The organism is Rhodococcus sp. AW25M09 (assembly GCF_000333955.1).
GTDB lineage: Bacteria > Actinomycetota > Actinomycetes > Mycobacteriales > Mycobacteriaceae > Rhodococcoides.
Genome location: NZ_CAPS01000047.1, coordinates 62,427 through 84,603 on the forward strand (window position 1 = coordinate 62,427; position 22,177 = coordinate 84,603).

Annotated in this window: 25 protein-coding genes and 1 pseudogene; 16 read left to right on the top strand and 10 right to left on the bottom strand. The window is 64.0% G+C overall.

Translation table 11 applies throughout. The features are described 5' to 3' along the window. Nucleotides 1-482 precede the first annotated feature (482 nt). The 4 genes from aceA (at nt 483) to RHODMAR_RS08865 (ending at nt 4,315) form a co-directional block, all read left to right on the top strand. Nucleotides 483-1,772 (top strand): isocitrate lyase, encoded by a 1,290-nt coding sequence (gene aceA / locus RHODMAR_RS08850; RefSeq protein ID WP_008713563.1) that lies wholly within the window; start codon nt 483-485, stop codon nt 1,770-1,772. A 164-nt stretch (nt 1,773-1,936) separates the two neighbouring features. Continuing rightward, nucleotides 1,937-2,812 (top strand): 3-hydroxybutyryl-CoA dehydrogenase, encoded by an 876-nt coding sequence (locus tag RHODMAR_RS08855; protein ID WP_008713564.1) that lies wholly within the window; start codon nt 1,937-1,939, stop codon nt 2,810-2,812. Nucleotides 2,813-2,902: 90 nt separating this feature from the next. Then, complete coding sequence (locus tag RHODMAR_RS08860) at nt 2,903-3,178, top strand: hypothetical protein (protein ID WP_008713565.1); 276 nt, start codon at nt 2,903-2,905, stop codon at nt 3,176-3,178. Between the two features lie 96 nt (nt 3,179-3,274). After that, nucleotides 3,275-4,315, top strand: a complete 1,041-nt coding sequence (locus RHODMAR_RS08865; RefSeq protein WP_008713566.1) for an NAD(P)-dependent alcohol dehydrogenase — start codon at nt 3,275-3,277, stop codon at nt 4,313-4,315. A 94-nt stretch (nt 4,316-4,409) separates the two neighbouring features. On the opposite strand, the gene RHODMAR_RS08870 is transcribed toward RHODMAR_RS08865, so the two are convergent. Next, nucleotides 4,410-5,267: a polyphosphate kinase 2 family protein gene (locus RHODMAR_RS08870; protein ID WP_008713567.1), complete on the bottom strand. Its 858-nt coding sequence runs from the start codon at nt 5,265-5,267 to the stop codon at nt 4,410-4,412. A 32-nt stretch (nt 5,268-5,299) separates the two neighbouring features. On the opposite strand from RHODMAR_RS08870, the gene RHODMAR_RS08875 reads away from it, so the two are divergent. Then, complete coding sequence (locus RHODMAR_RS08875; protein WP_042938514.1) at nt 5,300-5,761, top strand: PPOX class F420-dependent oxidoreductase; 462 nt, start codon at nt 5,300-5,302, stop codon at nt 5,759-5,761. 139 nt (nt 5,762-5,900) lie between these two features. On the opposite strand, the gene RHODMAR_RS08880 is transcribed toward RHODMAR_RS08875, so the two are convergent. Genes RHODMAR_RS08880 through RHODMAR_RS08890 form a run of 3 tightly spaced genes read right to left on the bottom strand, consistent with a single transcriptional unit; the run spans nt 5,901 to nt 8,238 of the window. Beyond that, entirely contained in the window at nt 5,901-6,896 is a 996-nt protein-coding gene (locus RHODMAR_RS08880) for an iron-siderophore ABC transporter substrate-binding protein (RefSeq protein ID WP_008713569.1), read from the bottom strand. Between the two features lie 13 nt (nt 6,897-6,909). Then, complete coding sequence (locus RHODMAR_RS08885; protein ID WP_008713570.1) at nt 6,910-7,458, bottom strand: type 1 glutamine amidotransferase domain-containing protein; 549 nt, start codon at nt 7,456-7,458, stop codon at nt 6,910-6,912. 45 nt (nt 7,459-7,503) lie between these two features. Next, nucleotides 7,504-8,238: a TetR/AcrR family transcriptional regulator gene (locus RHODMAR_RS08890; RefSeq protein ID WP_232433605.1), complete on the bottom strand. Its 735-nt coding sequence runs from the start codon at nt 8,236-8,238 to the stop codon at nt 7,504-7,506. 100 nt (nt 8,239-8,338) lie between these two features. Here RHODMAR_RS08890 and RHODMAR_RS08895 point away from each other — a divergent pair, with 100 nt between their 5' ends. The 5 genes from RHODMAR_RS08895 (at nt 8,339) to RHODMAR_RS08915 (ending at nt 12,403) form a co-directional block, all read left to right on the top strand. Further along, nucleotides 8,339-9,613 (top strand): DUF445 domain-containing protein, encoded by a 1,275-nt coding sequence (locus RHODMAR_RS08895; RefSeq protein WP_042938491.1) that lies wholly within the window; start codon nt 8,339-8,341, stop codon nt 9,611-9,613. Nucleotides 9,614-9,687: 74 nt separating this feature from the next. Beyond that, nucleotides 9,688-10,155, top strand: coding sequence for a helix-turn-helix domain-containing protein (locus tag RHODMAR_RS08900; protein ID WP_008713573.1), 468 nt, complete (start codon nt 9,688-9,690; stop codon nt 10,153-10,155). Continuing rightward, nucleotides 10,148-10,939 (top strand): heparin-binding hemagglutinin, encoded by a 792-nt coding sequence (locus RHODMAR_RS08905; RefSeq protein WP_008713574.1) that lies wholly within the window; start codon nt 10,148-10,150, stop codon nt 10,937-10,939. The genes RHODMAR_RS08900 and RHODMAR_RS08905 overlap by 8 nt, the downstream gene beginning before the upstream one ends. Before the next feature lie 66 nt (nt 10,940-11,005). Next, a complete protein-coding gene (locus RHODMAR_RS08910) occupies nt 11,006-11,296 on the top strand; it encodes a DUF2516 family protein (protein WP_008713575.1) in 291 nt (96 codons plus the stop codon). Between the two features lie 81 nt (nt 11,297-11,377). Then, nucleotides 11,378-12,403, top strand: coding sequence for an alpha/beta fold hydrolase (locus RHODMAR_RS08915; RefSeq protein ID WP_008713576.1), 1,026 nt, complete (start codon nt 11,378-11,380; stop codon nt 12,401-12,403). Between the two features lie 6 nt (nt 12,404-12,409). Here the strand turns inward: RHODMAR_RS08915 and purU are convergent, their stop codons facing one another. Together purU and RHODMAR_RS08925 are read right to left on the bottom strand one after the other, a co-directional pair. Further along, nucleotides 12,410-13,294 carry a formyltetrahydrofolate deformylase gene (gene purU / locus RHODMAR_RS08920; RefSeq protein ID WP_008713577.1) on the bottom strand — a complete coding sequence of 295 codons (885 nt, stop codon included), beginning with the start codon at nt 13,292-13,294 and terminating at the stop codon, nt 12,410-12,412. Nucleotides 13,295-13,307: 13 nt separating this feature from the next. Beyond that, a complete protein-coding gene (locus tag RHODMAR_RS08925) occupies nt 13,308-14,150 on the bottom strand; it encodes a class I SAM-dependent methyltransferase (RefSeq protein WP_008713578.1) in 843 nt (280 codons plus the stop codon). Nucleotides 14,151-14,209: 59 nt separating this feature from the next. Here RHODMAR_RS08925 and deoC point away from each other — a divergent pair, with 59 nt between their 5' ends. Continuing rightward, nucleotides 14,210-14,881 (top strand): deoxyribose-phosphate aldolase, encoded by a 672-nt coding sequence (deoC, locus tag RHODMAR_RS08930; RefSeq protein ID WP_008713580.1) that lies wholly within the window; start codon nt 14,210-14,212, stop codon nt 14,879-14,881. A 33-nt stretch (nt 14,882-14,914) separates the two neighbouring features. On the opposite strand, the gene RHODMAR_RS08935 is transcribed toward deoC, so the two are convergent. Next, entirely contained in the window at nt 14,915-15,661 is a 747-nt protein-coding gene (locus RHODMAR_RS08935) for an LmeA family phospholipid-binding protein (RefSeq protein WP_008713582.1), read from the bottom strand. Nucleotides 15,662-15,771: 110 nt separating this feature from the next. Between RHODMAR_RS08935 and RHODMAR_RS08940 the strand changes: the two genes are divergently transcribed. Beyond that, complete coding sequence (locus RHODMAR_RS08940) at nt 15,772-16,359, top strand: type IV toxin-antitoxin system AbiEi family antitoxin domain-containing protein (RefSeq protein ID WP_042938494.1); 588 nt, start codon at nt 15,772-15,774, stop codon at nt 16,357-16,359. Nucleotides 16,360-16,367: 8 nt separating this feature from the next. On the opposite strand, the gene RHODMAR_RS08945 is transcribed toward RHODMAR_RS08940, so the two are convergent. From RHODMAR_RS08945 to RHODMAR_RS08955, 3 genes are all read right to left on the bottom strand, one after another. Further along, nucleotides 16,368-17,075 carry a class I SAM-dependent methyltransferase gene (locus RHODMAR_RS08945; protein ID WP_008713586.1) on the bottom strand — a complete coding sequence of 236 codons (708 nt, stop codon included), beginning with the start codon at nt 17,073-17,075 and terminating at the stop codon, nt 16,368-16,370. 76 nt (nt 17,076-17,151) lie between these two features. Further along, nucleotides 17,152-17,655 carry a DUF2505 domain-containing protein gene (locus tag RHODMAR_RS08950; protein WP_008713588.1) on the bottom strand — a complete coding sequence of 168 codons (504 nt, stop codon included), beginning with the start codon at nt 17,653-17,655 and terminating at the stop codon, nt 17,152-17,154. A gap of 15 nt (nt 17,656-17,670) precedes the next feature. Then, nucleotides 17,671-18,177, bottom strand: coding sequence for a DUF2505 domain-containing protein (locus RHODMAR_RS08955; RefSeq protein ID WP_008713589.1), 507 nt, complete (start codon nt 18,175-18,177; stop codon nt 17,671-17,673). Here RHODMAR_RS08955 and RHODMAR_RS28985 point away from each other — a divergent pair. The 4 genes and pseudogenes from RHODMAR_RS28985 to RHODMAR_RS08970 form a co-directional block, all read left to right on the top strand. Further along, nucleotides 18,164-18,475 (top strand): annotated as a pseudogene (locus RHODMAR_RS28985) (FAD-binding protein); the annotation flags it as partial. The gene RHODMAR_RS08955 and the pseudogene RHODMAR_RS28985 overlap by 14 nt on opposite strands. Before the next feature lie 43 nt (nt 18,476-18,518). After that, the gene (locus tag RHODMAR_RS08960; RefSeq protein ID WP_008713591.1) at nt 18,519-19,256 is read left to right on the top strand and encodes a UDP-N-acetylmuramate dehydrogenase; all 738 of its coding nucleotides are present in this window, start codon (nt 18,519-18,521) and stop codon (nt 19,254-19,256) included. A gap of 61 nt (nt 19,257-19,317) precedes the next feature. Beyond that, a complete protein-coding gene (locus RHODMAR_RS08965) occupies nt 19,318-20,868 on the top strand; it encodes an MBL fold metallo-hydrolase (protein ID WP_008713592.1) in 1,551 nt (516 codons plus the stop codon). 86 nt (nt 20,869-20,954) lie between these two features. Next, entirely contained in the window at nt 20,955-22,151 is a 1,197-nt protein-coding gene (locus RHODMAR_RS08970) for a L,D-transpeptidase (protein ID WP_051047905.1), read from the top strand. Nucleotides 22,152-22,177 lie beyond the last annotated feature (26 nt).

The window sequence follows — 22,177 nt, forward strand, 5'->3', positions numbered from 1 at the left end:
GACCTGACGAGCCAGTTCGGTGTTGCCGCGTCGGCCCGGGAACCGCGCGAGCAGTCGGGCCAAGGATGCGGGATCGAATCCGAACTTCAGACGCTCGTCGAATAAAGCAACCCGTGCGCGTTCACATCGTGGGATTGCTTGCGTGTGATTTGCGTCACAGAACCCGTCTGGTCTGACTCGATTCAGACGCCCCCATCAAACCGTACGAGCGTCCGATATAACTTTTTGTACATTGCGTTCATCAACTGGGGATTTATCCCTACCGATCGGTAACTATGTCGTCCGATCGGTGAGGTTTGCGCGGACTGAAAATTCGCAACATTAGCAAGGCGCTCGGGAAAGCTAGCCAAGATTGGCACTAACAACTGGTAGACGCATGTTTTCGGGTGTGCCATTGTTTTGGAGTACACCAGAAGGGCCTGGCAACGATGTGAAGATTCGTCTCGCGGCAGGCCGAAAGCAGAGAAGAGACTGGAGCTCCGATGTCGACCACCGGCACCCCGAAGACCACCGCCGAGATCCAGCAGGATTGGGACACCAATCCCCGCTGGAAGGGCGTCACCCGTAACTTCACCGCACAGCAGGTCTCCGACCTCCAGGGCACTGTTGTCGAAGAAGCGACGCTTGCTCGCCGCGGCAGCGAGGTCCTGTGGGATCTCGTGAACAACGAGGACTACATCAACTCGCTCGGTGCCCTCACCGGTAACCAGGCCGTGCAGCAGATTCGCGCCGGCCTCCAGGCGATCTACCTCTCCGGCTGGCAGGTCGCCGGCGACGCAAACCTCTCGGGCCACACCTACCCGGACCAGAGCCTCTACCCGGCCAACTCGGTTCCGTCTGTCGTGCGCCGCATCAACAACGCACTCCTGCGCGCCGACGAGATCGCCAAGATCGAGGGCGACACGTCCGTCAAGAACTGGGTCGCACCGATCGTCGCCGACGCCGAAGCCGGCTTCGGTGGCGCACTGAACGCCTACGAGCTGCAGAAGGCCATGATCGTGGCCGGTGCCGCAGGCGTGCACTGGGAAGACCAGCTCGCATCGGAGAAGAAGTGCGGCCACCTCGGTGGCAAGGTGCTCATCCCCACCCAGCAGCACATCCGCACCCTGACCTCTGCACGTTTGGCATCGGACGTCGCCGACGTGCCGTCGGTCATCATCGCCCGCACCGACGCCGAGGCAGCCACGCTGATCACCTCCGACGTCGACGAGCGTGACCGCGAATTCCTCGACGGAACCCGCACGGCCGAGGGCTTCTTCGGCGTCAAGAACGGCATCGAGCCCTGCATCGCTCGCGCCAAGGCGTACGCACCGTATGCAGACCTCATCTGGATGGAGACCGGCGTGCCGGACCTCGAGGTCGCCAAGAAGTTCTCCGAGTCGGTTCGCAGCGAATTCCCCGACCAGCTCCTCGCCTACAACTGCTCGCCTTCGTTCAACTGGAAGGCACACCTGGACGACGCGACCATCGCGAAGTTCCAGAAGGAGCTCGGCGCGATGGGCTTCAAGTTCCAGTTCATCACCCTGGCGGGCTTCCACTCGCTCAACTACGGCATGTTCGACCTGGCACACGGCTACGCCCGCGAGGGCATGACCGCGTTCGTCGACCTGCAGGAGCGCGAGTTCAAGGCTGCCGAAGAGCGCGGCTTCACCGCCATCAAGCACCAGCGTGAGGTCGGCGCGGGCTACTTCGACCGCATCGCCACCACCGTCGACCCCAACACCTCGACGGCTGCACTGAAGGGCTCCACCGAAGAAGGCCAGTTCCACTAACTGAGCCGCCTCTCCTAACCTTTCAGCGCACTAGTCGGGCGGTCCGCAACTTTCGTTGCGGGCCGCCTGATCTGTATCACCTGGAGCTCTGGGCGTCCCCGGCAAGAGTTACCCCCATCTCGCGTCGAAGCTGTTGTAACGCAAGTATTTCGAAGGAGTTTGTCTTGACGGTCGAGCGGGTGGGGATCGTCGGAGCCGGCCAGATGGGCGCGGGCATCGCAGAGGTCTGCGCGCGCGCCGACGTCGAGGTGTTGGTCTACGAACAGACGCGCGAGCTGACAACCAGCGGACGTCACCGCATCCTGCAATCACTGGACCGCGGGGTCAGCAGCGGCAAGATCACCGAGCGCGAGCGGGAGCACGCAGCATGCAAGCTCCGCTTCACCTCCGACCTCGCAGATTTCGCCGATCGTCAACTCGTCGTCGAGGCAGTGCTCGAGGACGAGAAGACCAAAGCGGACATCTTCACCGAGCTCGACGCAGTCGTGACCGACCCCGGTGCGGTTTTGGCCTCGAACACCTCTTCGATTCCCATCGCGACACTCGGATCCGCCACCACGGCACCGGAGCGCGTTCTCGGACTGCACTTCTTCAACCCCGTACCGGTGCTGCCGCTCGTCGAACTCGTCACCACCGAGCTGACCTCCCAGGCCGTTGCCGACCGCGCCGAGAGGTTCGCAGGCGATGTTCTGGGAAAGCAGGTGGTGCGTTCCGCCGACCGCCCGGGTTTCGTCGTCAACGCGCTGCTCGTGCCGTATCTGTTGTCGGCTATTCGCATGGTCGAGTCGGGATTCGCCACCACGGAAGACGTCGACAAAGCAACGGTGCTCGGCCTTGCGCACCCGATGGGGCCACTGGCGCTCACCGATCTCATCGGCCTCGACACCGTGAAAGCCATTGCAGATTCGATGTACTCGGAATTCGGGGAACCACTGTTCGCGGCTCCGTCGCTGCTGCTGCGCATGGTCGAGGCAGGGCAGGTGGGTAAGAAGACCGGAGCCGGCTTCTATCGCTACGAGAACGGCCGAGTAGCAAAGTAGCCGTTGTCTCGGGCGGGTCGCCGCGCAGTATCGGGCGGAGCGCTATTGTCGGTTCACCAGTTCATCAACTCGATCTTAGGGAGCGCGTCAGTGAGCAAGTCCAAGAAGTCGAACGGTCTGGTTCCCAAGGCATTCGGGATCGGTTTGGCCGCTACCGGTGCCGCCCACTTCGTGGTGCCCGAGGCCTTCGAGGGAATCACCAAGCTCCCGTTCCCCAAGGACACGCGAACCTGGATCAGCCGCAACGGAGCCACCGAACTGGCAGTCGGTACCGCGATCGCCTACCCCAAGACCCGTAAGATCGGACTGGTCGGTCTGGGAGCCTATGTAGTGTGGCTCGGCGCGAACATCGCCAAGAACAGCTGACGTTACTGTTGCGAACGACTCGTTTAGAGCAGGAATAGCCTGGTCGGGGCGGTAGCACTGTTGCATTAGTTCAGATGCGTAGGTAGCAATGTAGTTATGACTTCAGCTACCGCCTACCAGGCCACCGCTCCCGACGCTCCGCTCGAGAAGACGACGATCGAGCGACGCGCGCTCGGAGCGAACGACATCCTCATCGACGTCAAGTTCGCAGGCATCTGCCACTCCGACATCCACACCGCCCGCAACGAGTGGGGCGGCACCACGTACCCCGTGGTCCCCGGACACGAGATCGCGGGAATCGTTGCCGAGGTCGGCTCCGATGTCACCACCCGCAAGGTCGGCGACCGCGTCGGCGTCGGCTGCTTCGTCGACTCCTGCGGTGAGTGCGAGGCATGCAAGGACGGCGACGAGCAGTACTGCACCAAGGGCGTCGTCCAGACGTACAACTCGGAGACCTACGAGGGCGAGTTCACCCACGGCGGCTACTCCACCCAGATCGTCGTCACGGAGAAGTTCGTGCTCGGCATCCCCGAGGGCGTCGAGCTCGACGTCGCCGCACCGCTGCTGTGTGCAGGCATCACGCTGTACTCGCCGCTCAAGCACTGGGGAGCCGGACCCGGCAAGAAGGTTGCCATCATCGGTATGGGCGGCCTGGGCCACGTAGGCGTCAAGATCGCACACGCCATGGGCGCTCACGTCACCGTGCTGAGCCAGACCGACAGCAAGGAAGCCGACGGCAAGTCCTACGGTGCCGACGAGTACTACGCCACCAAGGGAACCTCGGCACTGAAGGATTTGCAGGGCAAGTTCGACCTGATCCTCAACACCGTCTCCGCGAATCTGCCCATGGGCAAGTACCTGGGACTGCTCGCCCGCAACGGCACCCTCGTCGAGCTCGGCGTGCCGGAGAAGCCTCTCGAGGTGCCGGCCTTCAACCTGCTGGCCAACCGTCGCTCTTTCGCAGGCTCCATGGTCGGCGGCATCGCCGAGACCCAGGAAATGCTGGACTTCTGCGCCGAGCACCACATCGGTGCCGAGATCGAGCTGATCCCGGCCGACAAGATCAACGAAGCCTACGACCGCGTCGTCAAGTCCGACGTGCGCTACCGCTTCGTGATCGACGCAGCAACGTTCTGATCTCCACGTAGTAGCTGTCTCCTTGGACGCGTGAATGGTCCATTGACCTGCCCTGACGGGGGTCAATGGACCATTCACGCCTTCGAAGGGGCGATCAGCTCTCGGCGAGCCGCTTCTTCTCGGCTTCGATGTCGAAATCTGCTGCAGGCCAATCGAGATCGAGCTTCTCCAAGGCGTCGATCAAAATCTCCGTGACCGCCAGGCGGCTGTACCACTTGCGATCGGCGGGGACGACGTACCACGGTGCGTGATCACGGTCCGTTCGATCGAGCACTCGCTGATACGCGTCGCGGTACTGCGGGAGGAAGCCGCGCTCGGTGACGTCACCTGGGTTGTACTTCCAATGCTTGTCCGGCCGATCCAAGCGCTCCTGCAGCCGCTCCTTCTGCTCGTCCGCCGAGACGAACAATGCGATCTTGACGACGACGGTTCCCTCCTCGGTCAACTCCTTCTCGAAGGCGTTGATCTCGTCGAATCGCTTCTCCCACACCTGCCGTGGCACCAGATCGTGCACCGCGACGACGAGAACGTCCTCGTAATGGGAGCGATCGAACACCCCGATCCGGCCGGCTCGCGGCAGGGCATTTCGGATGCGCCACAGGTAATGGTGCTGCCTTTCCTGCGGCGTGGGAACTCCGAACGACGCCAGGTCGACGCCCTGTGGATCGACCATGCCGATGACGTGCTTGACCATCCCGCCCTTGCCGGCGGTATCCATGCCCTGCAGGACCAGCAATACCGAACGGCTGCCGCCGGTACGCCCGTGGGCGTAGAGCTTCTCCTGCAACTCGGCCAGAACTGCGCCGCGCTGTTCGAGGATGTCGTTTCCGTGGGACTTGGACCCGTCGAAACCCGGAGTCGCGGAAAAGTCGAGGTCCTCCACCCGCGGAGAGGTGCCGGCGCGTAGCGCTTCGACGGGAGACTGCGTCCACAATTTCGACTTGTCGGCCATGGGCGAAACACTACTTCTCTACGATGGAACGCATGGCCCCTACGATCGCAAAAGCCGAATCCGTAACGCGTGAGCAGCTACTCGAATTCGTGTCCCCACGGCATCATCACACGTTGATCACCCACAAGCGCGACGACGGTCTTCAGGTCTCTCCGGTATCGGCCGGGGTCGATTCGGAGGGCCGCATCGTCATCGCCACGTACCCCGAGCGGGCGAAGGTGCACAACATCCGGCGTAATTCGGCGGTCACGGTGCTGGTGCACAGTGACGATTGGAACGGCGACTACGTGCAGGTCGACGGGTCGGCCGAGATCATCGATCTGCCCGACGCCGTCGAGCCGTTGGTGGAGTACTTCCGCAGCATCGCCGGCGAGCACTCGGACTGGGACGAGTATCGCGCGGCGATGGTGAAGCAGGGAAAGTCGTTGATACGCATCGTGATCGACACCTGGGGCCCGATCGCCGCGGGTGGATTCCCGCCAGGGAGGGTGTGACAAGCCCACCAGGGAGGGTGTGACAAGCCCACCAGGGAGGGTGTGACAAGCCCACCAGGGAGGGTGTGACAAGTCCACCAGGGAGGGTGTGACAAGTCCACCAGGGAGGGTGTGACAAGCCCGCCCTGGAGGGGGTGAGTCAGCTCTTCAGCGGTGTTGCGAACAGTGGCACTGCATTCTCGAGTGCGTATCGGGTACCCGCGACCGAGGCTGCCGAGAAAGCGTTGGAGAGGTTCTGGTCACCGAGGACGACGAGGCGTCCGTCGCGGGCCGAGGGCAGGCCCTGAATGGACGGGTTGTCGGTGATCACCTCGGGTCCGGTTCCGATCGGGAACATGACGGTCAGGTCGGCGTCGAGCGCTGCGATGTTCTCTTCGGAGAGTTCGATGTTGAATTTTCCGGGTTCGGCGAGGTTCTGGATGGTCGGGGTGTTCGTCAGGCCCAGTGATTCGAGGAAATCGACTCGGGTGTCGCCCCGCACGTAGGCACCGATCTGGCCGCTGTAGAGCGTCCCCACCGCGACGGTCTTGTCGGCGAATTCGGGGTTGGCGGCGACGGTGTCGGCGAGCAGCGATTGCGTGTCGTCGATCAGCTGTGTGCCCTGTTCGACCCTGCCGAGTGCCTGAGCGACGATCTCGGTCTGGTCGGCCCAGGTGGTGCCGTAGGCGATGTCGGTTCCCGGCGGTGCCGCGACGGTGGGCGCGATTTCGGACAGGTCGTCGTAGACGGCTTCGTCGTTGGTGCTGCGGGTCCACAGGATGAGGTCGGGTGCCAGCGCCGCGATCGATTCCATGTCGACGTCGTAGGTGCCGAGGATGGTGGGGTCGGTGTCGTAGGACTCCTCGACCCACGGACCCAGGCCGTTCCCGCCGACGCCGAGCCAGTCGCTGGCTCCGACGGGTTGGACTCCGAGCGCCAGCGCTGTCTCCGCGTCGGACCAGCCGAGAGCCACCACTCGCTGCGGGTTCGCCGGAACCTCGACGTCGCCGAACATGTCGGTGACGACGACCCCGGCGGCCTCGGCCGAGTCTGCGCTACCGCCGTTGGAACCACCGCCGTCGGAGCTGCATGCGGTGAAAGTGAGTGCGAGGGCCAGGGCTGCTGCAGGCAGAACCGCGGAACGAGAAATGTGCATAGGAAAGGCTAACCTATTGAGCGCTGAAATGCTCCACGATCTTTGCGCAGAATGCCGGCAGATCGTCAGGGTTGCGGCTCGACACCAGGTTGCCGTCCACCGTTACTTCCTCGTCCACGACCGTCCCACCGGCGTTCCGGATGTCGGTGCGGATGCTCGGGTAGGACGTCAACGTCCGGCCCTTCACGACGTCGGCCTCGACGAGCGTCCAGGCTCCGTGGCAGATCACGCCGACCGGCTTGCCTGCGTCGACGACGTCACGCACGAACGTGACCGCGTCGGCGTCCACGCGCAGTTGATCGGGGTTGGTGGTTCCGCCGGGAAGGATCAGTGCGTCGAAGTCGTCGGCCGAGACGTCCGCGACGACGCGGTCGACCGCGAAGGTGTTCGCAGCGTGGACGTCGCCGGTCATCGCCTGGATGTCACCGTGATTGAGTGACACCAATGTAACTGTGGCTCCGGCATTTTCGACTGCTTCGCGTGGCTGCACCAGCTCGACTTCCTCGACGCCGTCGGTGGCGAGAATAGCGATGCGGCGTCCGGTCAGGGTATTGATGCTCATACCCTTTCGAATGTCCGGATGGGGCCGATCTCAAACGGACGGGCGCTAGGACGTGCTCGGCTCGTCGTCGTCGACGACCAGTGGGTGCGGCTGGGATTTGAATTTCGCCGGCGAACCGTCGGCCATCGCCACGCCGTGAATTCCACCCCACATCATCATGCAGAGGTAATCGATCAGGTCGTCTGCGGACATGGATTTGTTGGAGATCCACCAGTGCGTCGCCAACTGGACAGCGCCGACGATGGCGAAAGCCCACGGCACCGAACCGCCGGAGTCCATTTCACGTTGACGTAGGCGCTCACCCAGGACGGTCGAGAGCAACTCGGCGATCATGCGCTCGGACTCCGCGACGACATCGCGGTTGTTGCCGGCGTTGTTCGCCATGACGTAGAGGTAGACCTCGGGATCGGTGGCGACCGTTTCCACATAGGCGGTGACGACGACGCGCGTCAGCTCGTACTCGTCGAGTTCGTGCGAGATCGCGGCGTAGATCCGTGGGGCGAGCGTCGTCTCGACGTACCGCGACATGGTCGCACTCGTCAGGTCGTTCTTGTCGGTGAAATACCGATAGAGCACCGTCTTGGAGATACCGATCTCCGACGCGATCTCGTCCATTCCGATCTCGCGGCCCCGCGCGCGGATCGCGGCCAACGTGCCGTCGACCAGCTCCTCGCGTCGAGCGATCTTGTGCTCCCGCCACCGCCGCTTACGGCCGTCCGGCTTCTCGATCTTGGGTTGTTCCGCCTCGGTTCGATCTGCAGTCGGCTCGGACTCGTCCAGTCGTGCCCCCGTCGTATTTCTCGCCACAACTCCACCCTATGCGCCTTGTCCGACACCTTTGCGGGCTGCGTCCGGTTGATCCATCACATTTCTGGGCACAATGGCGGTTGTGCAGCTGATGAACTTCGACGACGAGACCAAACGACGCGACCTCCGCAAGATGAAGACAGTCGCGACGGGCTTTCTCGTTTTCGCATCGGTGGTCTACCTGTTCTGTCGGTGGCAGGAGTCGACGGGGGCGGGAGCGTGGGTGGGGTACGTGCGCGCCGCGTCGGAAGCGGGAATGGTGGGCGCACTCGCGGACTGGTTCGCGGTGACTGCACTGTTCAAGCATCCGCTGGGCATTCCGATTCCACACACCGCGCTGATCAAGAAGAAGAAGGACCAACTCGGCGCGAGTCTGAGTTCCTTCGTCGGCAGTAACTTCCTTGCCCCCGAGGTGGTGTCGGAGAAGGTGGCGTCGGCGCAGATTCCGCTGCGGTTGGGTAGTTGGCTCGCCGAGCCCGACAATGCCGAAAGGGTCGCGGCGGAGGCGGCCACCGTGTTGCATGGCGTCGTCGACGTGCTCAACGACGAGGACATCACCGCGGTGATCGACAGCACCATCGTGCGCCGGCTCGCAGATCCGCAGTGGGGACCGCCGATCGGCCGCATCCTCGAGGAGTTGCTTCGCGAGAACCGTCAGTTGCCGCTGATCGACATGCTCGCCGAGCGGGCACATCAGTGGGCCCTGGGCAGCCAGGAAATGATCGATCGCGTCGTCGCACGGGACTCCCCGAACTGGTCGCCGAAATTCGTCGACACCTTGCTGGGGGAGAAGGTCTACAAGGAGCTCGTCGAGTTCACCTGGAAGATTCGGTCCAACCCAGAGCACGACGTGCGTCTGGCCGCCAACAAATTTCTCGTCGACTATGCCAACGATCTGCAGCACGACCCGACGACCATCGACAAGGCCGAGAAGCTCAAGGCGCAGATCATGGGGCGTGAGGAGATCACCGGGCTGGCGGCGGCCACCTGGAAGGTGGCCAAGCGACTGATCACGGAATCGGTCGACGATCCGACGAGCACGCTGCGAACCAAGATCAAGGAGAACACCGCGAACCTCGGTGTGCGGCTGCGCGACGACGAGGAACTGCGCGGAAAAGTGGACGGCTGGCTGCTCGGGGGAGCGCGCTACGTCGCCGCGAACTACGCCGACGAGATCACCACGATCATCGGTGACACCGTCGCCCGGTGGGATGCAGAAGAAGCGAGCAAGAAGATCGAACTGCAGGTCGGACGCGATCTTCAGTTCATTCGAATCAACGGAACCGTCGTCGGTTCCATTGCCGGACTGGCCATCTACACGGTCTCCGACCTGATCTTCGGACACTAGTGCTAGCAGAGTGCTTGCAATAGTTAGCACCCTTGGGTACGGTCGTTTACGAACACCGAATCCAGGAGGCCGACATGGCCGAGAACGAGGGAGATCTGGTCGCCAAAGCGACCGAAGCGACGCACGTCGTCGCCGAGGCAAGCGACATCGTCGCCGCAGTGGTGACAACGGCAGCCCAGGACATTGGCAGCTACATCCGTTCACAGCGAGAAGCCGCTCAAGTTTCCATGCGACAGCTCGCAAGTCGTGCCGGAGTGAGTAATCCTTACCTGAGTCAGATCGAACGCGGACTACGCAATCCGTCCGCAGAGGTGCTCGCGCAGATAGCCAAGGGTCTGCGCGTCTCATCCGAAGTGTTGTACGTCCGGGCCGGGATCTTGGAAGCGCGTCCCCACGGTCCGGTGCGCGAAGCTCTGCTCGGCGATGAGCACATCACCGAACGGCAGAAGCAAGTGCTGATCGAGATCTACGACTCTTTCCGTGGTGAGAACGAGTCGATCCAAGAACCAGAACCCGACGAACAGGAGACACCAGATGTCTGATTCCAAGAACTTCGAGGGCGTCAAGACGCCCATCTTCGCCGCTGTCGGTGCAGGCGACGCAGTAGTCCAGGCCGTGGCCGACGTCGTCGCTCAGGTGCGCTCGCGTGCCGAGAGCCGCACCAGCGAGGTCAACGCCCGCATCGCCGACCTCTCCGATGATGTCACCGAGGGCGTCGAGAGCCTGCGCGAGCGTTTGACGAACCTGCCCGCAGAGCTCCCCGACGAGATTGCCGAGCTGCGTGAGCGCTTCACGCCGGAAGAGCTGCGCAAGGTTGCCGAGGCATACCTCAAGGTTGCCTCCGACCTCTACACCTCGCTCGCCGAGCGCGGCGAAGAGACCGTCGAGCGCATCCGCCGCACGCCCGCCGTCGAAGAGAGCCTGGGGCGCGCCAACTCTGCCGCCAACGACGTTGTCGACCTCACCGAGCAGGCGCTCGGAACCGTCGCATCGCAGACCCGCGCGGTCGGCGAGCGCGCCGCTGCACTGGCCGGTATCGCATCGGACAAGGTTCGTGACGGTGCCGAGGAGATCTCCGAGGCTGCCGACGAGCTCGCCGACGACATCGACGAGGCCGGCGACGAAGCCAAGGACAAGGCTGTCGACGCATCGCAGAAGGTCAGCGGCGTAGCAGGCAAGGTCGAGGCCAAGACTCGGAGCAACGCCGATTCGCCGATCAAGAAGACCGCACCGGCACCGGCCAAGAAGACCGCACCGGCACCGGCAGCGAAGAAGGCCGCACCGGCTCCGGCCAAGAAGGCTCCGGCGAAGAAGACCACTCGCTAAAGCATTCGTAAAGAAACGACCCCTGCGCCGCGCGGTGCGGGGGTCGTTTCTCGTACACTGGCGGACGTGATTGCGAGCAGCTTCTCCCAGACGATCTTCCTGATCCTGCAAATCATTTCGATTGCCGGAGCAGCATTTGCGATCTTCCACGCGTTGCGCCAACGGCAGGATGCGTTTCCCGCAGCCGGGAAACTGACCAAGCCCGCCTGGTTGGGCATTCTTGCGGTGGGGCTGCTGCTGATGTTGATCGGCCCGATGGTCATCATGTTCTGGATCATCGGCATCGTCGCTATCGCGGTGTACCTCGTCGACGTCCGGCCCAAGATCGATAGCATTCAACGCGGACCCCGCTGGTAAAGAGTCGCGACAACGCCCGTCAGGTCGTGGGCGTACCGTCTACCGCACCCGCCAGGGGGTCGAGGTAGAGGGGAATTTTCAGTGGTTTCACGCAAGTTCATGGAACGAGCGCTGCTCGGAGTCGGAGGACTCGCTGCCGCAGCAGGGGTGGGAGCCTTCGCCGTTCGGCGGCGTCGCCTGCATTCGTTCACCAAAACGACCGACGTACAGCGCGACGAGTTGCTCCAGCAGCCTACTTTCGAGCCGCACATCACCGAGGTCGTCACCGATGACGGTGCCCACCTACACGTACGTAGCTACGGCGACGCCGATGCCGAACCGATCGTTTTCAGCCATGGCTGGACCTGCTCGGCCGACTACTGGTTTCCACAGATCAATGCCCTTGCCGGACGCTACCGCGTCATCGCCTACGACCAGCGCGGTCACGGCCGCAGCGACGTAGGAACGCGACCGCTGAGCCCGGACGTGCTGGCCGACGACCTCGCCGCCGTACTCTCCGCAACGGTCACCGAAGACAGCAAAGCCGTGCTGGTCGGTCACAGTATGGGCGGCATGTCGATCATGGCGTGGGCCGGAAACTACCCCGAACAGGTCGACCGCCTCGTCAGTGCCGTCCTGCTCGCCAGCACCGCAACCGACTCGCTCGTGCGGGAAACCACCGTCATCCCGCTGCCGCAGCGCTTCCCCCGTGTTCCAGCGCCGGTGGGACGCGCCGTGTTGAGCTCGGCGCTGCCTTTGCGGACGTCACCTGTCACGCGCCAGGCCATCAAATACATCTCGATGGCCCCCGGAGCCACGGCCGCCGAAGTGGCCTTCTGCGAGAAGATCGTGCTCGAATGCGCCCCGCGTACCCGCGGTATCTGGGGCGCGGCCCTCAGCGACCTCGACATCCGTGAGGCACTGGAGAACATGTCGGTTCCCACCAGCGTTCTCGTCGGATCGGCGGATCGGCTGACCCCGCCGGTGCACGCCCGCAAACTCGCCCGCGCCCTCGACGATCACGATCACCTGAGCCGACTGATCGTGATCCCCGGCATCGGACACATGAGCTCGGTCGAAGCAATCGACGAATTCAACACCGAAGTGGTGCGGCTGCGCAATCTCTAGGGGGCGCTAGCTGAACACCACGGTCTTGCGGCCGTGCACCAGAACACGATCTTCGAGGTGCCACCGCAGGCCACGGGAAAGCACCAGCTTCTCGATGTCACGGCCCTGGCGTACCATGTCGGTGACCTCGTCGGAATGGTCGACGCGGATGACGTCCTGCTCGATGATCGGACCGGCGTCGAGCTCGGCCGTCACGTAATGGCACGTCGCGCCGATCAGTTTGACGCCACGGGCGAAAGCCTGGTGATACGGACGAGCACCGACGAACGACGGCAGGAAGCTGTGGTGAATGTTGATCGCCCGGCCCGCCCAGTGCGCGCACAGCGACTCCGGGAGTACCTGCATGAAGCGCGCCAGCACGACCGCGTGTGGGTCGTAGGAATCGACGAGGGAGCGCACCTCTTCGAACGCAGGCCCCCGCTCGGCGGGATCCTTCGCGAATTCGACGTGATGGAACGGCGTGCCGTGCGCGGCGGCGATCGGCTCGAGCGACTTGTGGTTGCCGATCACCGCAGAGATCTGTGCAGGCAGCTCGCCGCCCGCTGCCCGCCCGAGAAGATCGTGCAGGCAGTGCGCTTCCTTGCTGACGAGTAGTACGACGCGCTTGGGCTCACCCGAATCATGCAGTGTCCATTCGGTTTCCGGGCCGAGCTCGGCGGCGACCGCCGCGAAACGCGCGCGCAGATCCTCGACGCTCATGTCCACCGACGACGCCCGCACGGCCTGCCGGGTGAAGAACCATCCGGTGTCCGGATCGGCGTGATACGCGGCCTCGACTATCCAGCCGCCGACATCGGCGAGGAAAGTCGAGATGCGGGCGACGATGCCCGTCTTGTCGGGGCAACCGAGGGACAGAACATAGCGGCGGTCCTCGGAGACGGAAGAACTCATGAGGACGATTGTCTCAGGGCGCACGGACCCCGGTTGCCACCAGTGTCCCAAGATCGATCGAGTCGATACCGCGCTCGGTCAGCAGCGCCGACAGTTCGGCACGAATGTCTGCTCGGGTCGCGTCGTCGAACGGTGTCAGCGCCCCGCGCATGGCGCTGCCCAGCACGAGATTCCACACGAACGTCTCCGTCGCCGGCGCATGGTTGGCGAGCTCGACGACCCGCACATCGATTGCCCCTGCTCCGCGCAGCCATGCGCCGAGTAGGTCCACCGTCTCCATCCTCCGAATCGGATGCTTGTCGTACCCGTCCTGTGCGAGTGGGCCGGAATGCTCGCTCGGCGGTGAATGTGCGGCGATGACCTCGAAGTACGTGCGCGAGAACGCCTCGATCGCGCCCTTGCGCCACACCGTCACCCCGACGCGGCCGCCCGGACGAACCAGCGATACCAGCCGAGCGAAATTGCCCTCGGGATCGGGCAGGAAGAAGATGCCGTACGAACAGGCCAGAGCGTCGTATCCGGCGTCGGGAATCGTCGACGGCGTCTCCCACTGGGTGGCGTCGGCGAGAACGAAGTCGATGTTGCGCAGGGCGCGATCGGTGGCCTTCGCCCGGCCGACCTCCAACAGGTCGTCGGCTAGGTCGATGGCATGCACGATGCCGTCGGGTCCGACGGCGGCCGCCGCCGGAATTGCCGACGCTCCGGTGCCGCAGCACACGTCGAGAACCGCGTCGCCCGATGCGAACTCGAGTGCGTAGGCGAGCGACTGCCCGGCCGGTCCCCAGACCTGCGTCGTCAACGTGTCGAATTCCCTGCTGGTGGCGTTGAAGGTGGCGGCGAGCGATGCTGCGGTCATGAACGAAAATCGTAGACCGACAGGGCTGCGACATGCCGGGTTGTGAAAAGCTGGGCTGCATGACACTCACCCGCGCTGCCCTCGCCGGAATGGTCGACCACACGCTGCTCAAGCCCGAGGCCACCGCGGCCGATGTGGCCGCCCTCATCGAGGAGGGTCGCGAGCTCGGAGTGCTCGCCGTGTGTGTATCTCCGTCGATGTTGCCGATTCGCGCCGAGGGGATGCGGACCGCCGTCGTCGCCGGATTCCCGTCGGGCAAGCACCACTCGTTGATCAAGGGATCCGAGGCGCGCCTGGCGGTGCAGCAAGGCGCCGACGAGGTCGACATGGTGATCGACGTCGGTGCCGCCATCGCCGGCGACTACAACGCCGTTCTGGCCGACATCGTGACCGTCCGAGAAGGCATCGGCAATGCCGTGCTCAAGGTGATCATCGAATCGGCAGCGCTGTCCGACGAGGCGATCGTCGAGGTGTGCCGCGCTGCGGAAACTGCGGGCGCGAACTTCGTCAAGACGTCCACCGGCTTCCACCCGGCCGGCGGCGCGAGCGTCGAGGCCGTGCGATTGATGGCGGAGACCGTCGGCGGGCGACTGGGCGTCAAGGCCAGCGGCGGCATCCGTACGACCGACGCCGCCCTGGCCATGATCGACGCGGGCGCAACGCGATTGGGTCTCTCGGGTACCCGCGCGGTGCTCGACGGTTTGGCTCCGCAGGTGAGTGGAACTTCGTAGCCTGCTACGAAGTTCCACTCACCTGGGGAAGGCTTATGCGACCAGCGAGCACCCCTCGGGGGTCTGCTGATTCTGGTTCTGCTGAGCCGGCGGAATCGTGTACCGGCCGCCTTCGAGAGCGAGCTCGATACCGGAATCGGTGACGTTCAGCGAGGTCGGAGTCATGTCCAACGGGTAGGCCTGCAGGCTGTCGGTCAGCACGCCGACGACGGAGTCGACCAGATCGGTGGGGATCCCGAGACCCAGTATCGATGCATCGACGGTCTGGAAGTCGACCCTGCCGTCGGCCACCTGTGGCTTGACGGTCAGGTTCGCGAGAGCGCCGACGGCGAAGTCGAGGGTGCCCGCCGAGGCGTCCGAGGTGACGCCGGAGACGATCGCGCCGATTCCCTGGCTCTGCAGGGTGCGGGTGATGCCGTCGGTGGACCACGCGATGTCGGCATTCGAGCTGCCGATGGTGCCGCCGGAGTCGGCGGTCCGTGTCAGATTCACGTCTTTCACCTCGGCGTGGACGACCATGCCCTCGGCGGGGCCGAAGCGTGCGTCATCGCTGTCCACGGTCACCGACGAGACCTTCTTGTCCACCAGGGAGAGCAGTACCGGCTTGAAACCGAGACCGACGTCGACCTGACTTCCGAGTTCGGACTCGAGCTGGCCGGCCAGGCACGACTTGATCTGTTGACGCACGTAGAGTTCGCCGCCGATGACGGCGATGAGGAGGACGACAACGACGGAGACTGCGATCAGCGGGACTGTGCTGCGCCTGGCTGGGGATGTCATTCCGAGCAGTCTTCCCGATGATTCTGAGCAAGCTCTGTGAAACTCGCCGAACTTGTGTCGCCGGTACCGAACTTTGTGATGTGTAACACAATTTGACGTACGCTGGCGACATGGGTACGACAAGACCGAGTGTGCAAGAGCTGCACTCGCTCGCCACTCGCCAGGACGGCTACTTCACCGCTGAGCAGGCCGGCGAGCTCGGCTTCGATTCGGCAATGGTGCGGGTCAACTTGGCTACGGATACGTGGACTCGCGTCGAGCGCAACCTGTTCCGGCTCGGCCAGTGGCCGCACAGCGAGCTCGAGGTGTTCGCGATGTGGTGCGCCTGGTTCGGCGGCGAGGCAGTGATCTCGCACCAGAGCGCCGCCGAGTTGCACGGATTCGGGCACTTGCACCCGCAATTCGTGCATGTGTGTGCGTTCGGAGACTTACGCCTGACCGATACCCGTCTCGCCGTTCATCGCCTGCGACTCGAACCTCGAGACGTCGAATCGGCAGGAACGTTCAACATCACCACCCCCGTGCGGACGGTGCTCGATCTCGCCGCCGGCGGCATCTCGCAGATCACGCTCGACGAGGTGGTGTGCGACGCCGTCGCGATCGGTCGCGTCGACCCGAACGCACTGTATTCCGAGGCTGCCGGCAGCACCGACCGCGTGGCCGAACGCGTCGAACTGGCGCTGTCGGCCTGCACCTAGTCTCGATTTCAGCCGTGGTCGGAGCGAGGAGCAACCGTCGACCAGGGCACCGTGAGCACGTTGTCTCGCATCCGCCTGCGGGGGAGTGTGACCGGAAGGCCCTGCTCGGCAAGTATTTTCAGCGCCGCGCGCCAGCGTAGTCGGGGGCCGAAGGGGGCCAACGGCGCCGCAACCGACCACGCGCGATCGGCGCGCTGCAGCAGATCGTGCACGAGCTCGCCCTCGATGTTGCGGTGTATCAACACCTTCGGCAGCCGCTCAGCGATGTCGGACGGCTTGTCGACACCGAACGGATCCCAGGCCAGAGTCAGAGACCGTGGCCCGTCGGCGTCGAGCAGAACCCAGGCGCAGCGTCGACCCAGCTCGTCGCAGGTACCGTCCACCAGCAGGCCGCCGGGTGCCAGACGTGACTGTATTCGTTGCCACGCAGCAGGAACTGCGTCCTCGGGATATTGCCGCAATACGTTGAACGCCCGCACCAGGTCGGGGCGAAGTCCGGCCAACTCGAAGCCGCCGCGGGCGAACTCCACGCCGTCACTACCCGGGACGACGCGGGCGGGATCGATCTCGAGGCCCGTCACGCGAATATCGGGCCTGATCGTGCGCAATCTGCCCGCGAGCTCGAGGGTGGTGTTCGGCATCGCTCCGTACCCGAGGTCCACCACCAGCGGATCGGGTGATTCGAGCAGGACGCGTCGAACATCGGCATCGTGCATCAGCCACCGGTCGCTGCGGCGCAACCGATTGATGCCGGTGGTGCCTCGGGTGATGACGCCTTCGGGCTTGTTCAGCTCAGGTGTTCTTTTCGAGCCAGTCGGCGGTCACTTCGCCCTCACCACGCCACAGGTCGATGAGGTTGACGAGCATCAGTTGCTCGAGCTTGCCACCGATGAACGGCAAGAAGACCTTGGCCTCGGAGGACGTACGCAGCGTCGAACCACCGTTGGTGGGGAAGAGAGAGGTGGTGCCCTTCAGTGAGCCGGGTCCGGCCGGAATCGACGCGTCGTAATGGCCCGCGGTGACTTCTTCGTAGGCGTCGAAGTGCACGTTGCGGGTGATGACCATGTCCTTCTTCATCACCGTCTGCGCGATGTCGGGCAGTTCGGTGCGCGGGATGACGTGGTGCATCACGATGTCGATTCCGGCGTCGGACACCTCGAAGCTCTTCAGCTCGTTCTCCGAGTACTTGCGCATCTCCTCGATACGCGCGTCCCAGTGATCGCGGCTGGACAACGCTGCATAGACCTGCTGCGTCGAGTGGGTGAACCGGGCGGAGTAGTTCATGCGGCGAGCCATACGGGAAGACGATACTTACTGTGAAGTCTCGGTAATCCAGTTGCCCGTGAAGTCTTGCTCGTTGTCGATCAGTTCGAGCACCTGCTCGCTGATCATCGACTCGATCTTGCCGCCGAAGATCGGGATCTTGACCTCGGTGATTCCCGAGAGGGAGACGGTCGTCTTCTCCCCGACGCCGTGCAGGCTGGTGGTGCCTTCGATACGTGCGGGTGTGCCCTCGACCATCGCCCCGAAGGTGCCCTCGGCGCGGCTGTCGTGCAACGGGCCCCAGCTCTCGGTGCGCTCGATGATCAGATCGCCCTTCTTGAACGCCGTCACAGCGGAGGGCAGCTCCTCCTCGGGGACCGACTGCGTCATCACCACTCTGATGGTGCCCTCGCCCACCTCCACGCTCTTCAGCGAAGCACCGGGGCCGCCGATCTGCTCGATGCGGTCCTTCCAGTACTGCTCGGAGGTCAGCGCTGCGTGGACCTTGTCGGCGGAGGCGGGCACAGTCGAGCTGTGCTCAATGGGGCGAGGCATCCCCGCAGATTACCGGGTGACCCGCCGCACACGTGCACGACCGGTAGCGTCAGAGTCCGTGCCTACTGCAATTTCGGAGCTCACCACAATTCGGGTGGGCGGCCCGGCCCGCGAATTCGCTGTCGCGACGTCCGGTGACGAGTTGGTGTCGCTGGTCGGTGACGCAGATCGGTCGGGAACGGACGTGTTGATCGTCGGCGGCGGATCCAACCTGGTCGTCGGCGACGACGGCTTCGACGGCCGGGTGATCAGGGTGACCGGTTCGCGGCTCGAGATCGACGGCGAGATCGTGACGGTCGACGCAGGCGTCGAGTGGGATGCCGTCGTACAGGCCACGATCGATGGCGGGGCTGTCCGGCATGGAAGCGCTCGTCCGGCACGTCCCCGGGACCACCGGCGCGACGCCTATCCAGAACGTAGGGGCCTACGGCGCGTCGACGTCGGAGTTGCTGCACAGTCTCACCGTCTACGACCGGCAGACGCAGGAGACGTCGGTGTGGACGCCCGAGCAGTGTGGATTCGGGACGCATCGGTCGTCGGTGTTCAAGCGATCCTCGCGGTACGTGATTCTCGATGTCACCTTCGCGTTGAAGAAGACGACCGAATCGCTACCGGTGCGCTACGCGGCGTTGTCCGAACGGCTCGATGTGCAGATCGGCGACGTCGTACCCGTGCCGGACGTCCGTGCGGCCGTGCTGGCGTTGCGCGGCGAACGGGGGATGGTGCTCGACGCCGGTGATCACGACACGTGGAGCGTCGGATCGTTCTTCCTCAACCCGGTGCTGCCGACGGTGCCCGAGCAGGCTGCGCATGCGCCCAGCTTCCCCGACCCCGCGGGAACCAAGATCCCGGCCGCGTGGCTGATCCAGAATGCGGGCTTTCCGCGCGGCTACGGCACCGAATTCGGCCGGGGCGCTGCGGCACTGTCGTCGAAACACGTACTGGCCATCACCAACCGGGGCGGGGCCACGGCGTCGGACATCATGGCGTTGGCGGCACACGTTCGCGACGGTGTGCACGAGAAGTTCGGCGTCACGCTGACGCCCGAGTGTGACCTCGTCAACTGCGCATTGGGTTAGGCGCTCACCGAACGGCGCATACGATGGAGCTTTGCTCGTCCGGCTCGTAGGAGGTAAATCAGTGCAGGTCACCAGCGTGGGACATGCGGGATTCCATATTCGCACCGAGGCCGGGAGCATCCTGTGCGATCCGTGGGTGAATCCGTCGTTCTACGCGTCGTGGTTCCCGTTTCCGGACAACTCCGGCCTGGACTGGGACACCCTGGGTGATTGCGATTACCTCTACGTCTCGCACCTGCACAAGGACCACTTCGACCCGAAGAACCTGGCCGAGCACGTCAACAAGGACGCCACCGTCCTGCTGCCGGATTACCCGGTGCTCGATCTCAAGCACGAGCTCGAGAAGCTCGGCTTCCACAAGTTCTACGAGACGACGGACTCGGTCAAGCACACGATCTCCGGTCCCAAGGGCGATCTCGACGTCATGATCATCGCGCTGCGCGCTCCGGCGGACGGCCCGATCGGTGACTCGGGACTGGTGGTCTCCGACGGCAAGACCGTCGCGTTCAACATGAACGACGCGAGGCCGGTGGATCTGGACGTGATGACCGAGCAGTTCGGTCCCGTGGACGTGCACATGCTGCAGTACTCGGGTGCGATCTGGTACCCGATGGTCTACGACATGGTCGCCCGCGCCAAGAAGAACTTCGGTATCCAGAAGCGGCAGCGTCAGATGGACCGGGCGCGCCAGTACATCGAGCAGGTCGGTTCGACGTGGGTGATCCCATCGGCCGGTCCGCCGTGTTTCCTGGACGACGAGCTGCGTTCTCTCAACGACGTCTACGGCGACCCGGCCAACGTGTTCCCGGACCAGATGGTCTTCCTCGAGCAGATGCGACTGAACGGGCACGACAAGGGTCTGCTGATGATGCCGGGGACGGCGGCCACGTTCGACGGTTCCGACCTGATCTCGCACGAGCATCCCATTCCCACCGCCGAGGCAGAGGCCATCTTCACCACCGGCAAGGCCGACTACATCGAGGCGTACGCCCAGCGTCAGGCGTCGGTCATCGCGGCCGAGAAGGCGAACTGGGCTCCGGCCGAGGGTGAGCCGCTGCTGGGGCCACTACGTGGTCTGTTCGAGCCGATCATGGCGCAGACGGATCTGATCTGCGACGGCATCGGTTACCCCGTCGGGATCACCATGGGTGACGAGACCGTTGTGCTCGACTTTCCGAAAAGAATTGTCCGCGAACCGATCTCGAACGAGAAGTTCCGATACAGCTTCACCATCCCGCCGGAACTGGTTCGCACCGCGGTGCGCGATCAGGAGCCGGACTGGGTCAACTCGATCTTCCTGTCCACCCGCTTCCGTGCCCGACGCGTCGGCGGCTACAACGAGTTCCTCTACACGTTCTTCAAGTGCCTCACCGACGAACGCATCGCCTACGCGGACGGGTGGTTCTCCGAGGCGCACGACGACACCGCCACGATCACGATGGGCGGCTACGAAATCCAACGCCGCTGCCCACATCTGAAAGCGGACCTGACCAAGTTCGGCATCGTCGAAGGCAAAAAGCTCACCTGCAACCTGCACGGATGGGACTGGAACCTCGAGACCGGCCGCTGCCTGACATCCAAGGGTCACGAACTGCGCACCAAGAAAGTCTGAGCGGTTCCGCTCGTGGACTTGTGAGACTGCACCCAAAAAGTCCGGGAAAAGTGGGGCAACTCGCAGACGCAGGTACGTTGGACAACGTGCATGAGCAGGTAGAACAGACAAAACGGACGCGAGCGGTGTGGCTGGTCGCCGTGCTCGTCGCCTTGGTGGCGCTGGTGGCGGGCTGCACCGTCGGATCCGGTGACAGCGGCTCCAGTGGCGCAGGTGCCACCACCGAGGCTCCGCCCGTCGCGCAGGTCACGCAGAACCCGGCGGCAGACGCCGTCGACGTCAGCCCCATCGCACCCATCTCGGTGGCCGTGGCGCGCGGAACTCTCGCTCAGGTCGAGTTGACCAACCCCGATGGCAAGGTCGTGCAGGGCGCACTCTCACCCGACAAGACGTCCTACGCCGTCACCGAACCCCTCGGCTACGGCGTGAAATACACGTGGTCCGGTTCGGCAGTGGGCTCGGACAACAAGACCGTGCCCGTCGAAGGCAGCTTCACCACCGTCGAGCCGGACAGCCGAACCGCAGTGAGCACCAATATCGGCGACGGCCAAGAAGTGGGCATCGCTGCACCGATCATCCTGCAGTTCGACTCTTCCATCGCCGACAAAGCCGCCGTCGAGAAGGCGTTGACGGTGACCACCAACCCGCCGACTCCCGGTGCCTGGGCCTGGTTCCCCGACGACAACGGCTCACGCATCCACTGGCGGCCCACCAACTACTGGGCTCCCGGCACCACGGTGTCCGTCGACGCCAAGCTGTACGGCGTGAACTACGGCGACGGTGCCTACGGTGCCGCCGATGTCACACTGAACTTCAGTATCGGACGAAGCCAGATCGTCATTGCCGACGCGACCAGCCACCGCATGCAGGTGGTCCGCGACGGCCAAACGATCATGGACATTCCCGTCAGCTACGGCGAAGGCAACGAGGACCGCAACGTCACGCGCAGCGGTATCCACGTCGTCACCGAGAAGCACGAGGATTTCCTGATGTCGAACCCGCCGTTCTACGAGAACGTGCGCGAGCGCTGGGCGGTGCGCATCTCCAACAACGGTGAGTTCATCCACGCCAATCCACTGACCACGGGTGTGCAAGGCGCATCCAACGTGACCAACGGCTGCATCAATCTCTCCACCGAGGATGCGCAGCAGTACTTCGGTACGGCGATGTACGGCGACCCGGTGGAGGTCACCGGTACCCGAATCGATCTCTCGGCGCGAGACGGCGACCTGTACGACTGGGCCATCGACTGGTCGACCTGGGAATCGATGGGAGCGGCGTAGCCGCAGGTGAGTGGAACTTCGTAGCA

Bases quoted from the DNA above. Each gene is read 5' to 3' on its own strand.
- aceA (WP_008713563.1), top strand. From the start codon at position 483: ATGTCGACCACCGGCACCCCGAAGACCACCGCCGAGATCCAGCAGGAT.
- RHODMAR_RS08865 (WP_008713566.1), top strand. From the start codon at position 3,275: ATGACTTCAGCTACCGCCTACCAGGCCACCGCTCCCGACGCTCCGCTC.
- RHODMAR_RS08870 (WP_008713567.1), bottom strand. From the start codon at position 5,267: ATGGCCGACAAGTCGAAATTGTGGACGCAGTCTCCCGTCGAAGCGCTA.
- RHODMAR_RS08875 (WP_042938514.1), top strand. From the start codon at position 5,300: ATGGCCCCTACGATCGCAAAAGCCGAATCCGTAACGCGTGAGCAGCTA.
- RHODMAR_RS08880 (WP_008713569.1), bottom strand. From the start codon at position 6,896: ATGCACATTTCTCGTTCCGCGGTTCTGCCTGCAGCAGCCCTGGCCCTC.
- RHODMAR_RS08885 (WP_008713570.1), bottom strand. From the start codon at position 7,458: ATGAGCATCAATACCCTGACCGGACGCCGCATCGCTATTCTCGCCACC.
- RHODMAR_RS08895 (WP_042938491.1), top strand. From the start codon at position 8,339: ATGGCGGTTGTGCAGCTGATGAACTTCGACGACGAGACCAAACGACGC.
- RHODMAR_RS08900 (WP_008713573.1), top strand. From the start codon at position 9,688: ATGGCCGAGAACGAGGGAGATCTGGTCGCCAAAGCGACCGAAGCGACG.
- RHODMAR_RS08905 (WP_008713574.1), top strand. From the start codon at position 10,148: ATGTCTGATTCCAAGAACTTCGAGGGCGTCAAGACGCCCATCTTCGCC.
- purU (WP_008713577.1), bottom strand. From the start codon at position 13,294: ATGAGTTCTTCCGTCTCCGAGGACCGCCGCTATGTTCTGTCCCTCGGT.
- RHODMAR_RS08925 (WP_008713578.1), bottom strand. From the start codon at position 14,150: ATGACCGCAGCATCGCTCGCCGCCACCTTCAACGCCACCAGCAGGGAA.
- deoC (WP_008713580.1), top strand. From the start codon at position 14,210: ATGACACTCACCCGCGCTGCCCTCGCCGGAATGGTCGACCACACGCTG.
- RHODMAR_RS08935 (WP_008713582.1), bottom strand. From the start codon at position 15,661: ATGACATCCCCAGCCAGGCGCAGCACAGTCCCGCTGATCGCAGTCTCC.
- RHODMAR_RS08940 (WP_042938494.1), top strand. From the start codon at position 15,772: ATGGGTACGACAAGACCGAGTGTGCAAGAGCTGCACTCGCTCGCCACT.
- RHODMAR_RS08945 (WP_008713586.1), bottom strand. From the start codon at position 17,075: ATGCACGATGCCGATGTTCGACGCGTCCTGCTCGAATCACCCGATCCG.
- RHODMAR_RS08950 (WP_008713588.1), bottom strand. From the start codon at position 17,655: ATGGCTCGCCGCATGAACTACTCCGCCCGGTTCACCCACTCGACGCAG.
- RHODMAR_RS08955 (WP_008713589.1), bottom strand. From the start codon at position 18,177: ATGCCTCGCCCCATTGAGCACAGCTCGACTGTGCCCGCCTCCGCCGAC.
- RHODMAR_RS08960 (WP_008713591.1), top strand. From the start codon at position 18,519: ATGGCGGGGCTGTCCGGCATGGAAGCGCTCGTCCGGCACGTCCCCGGG.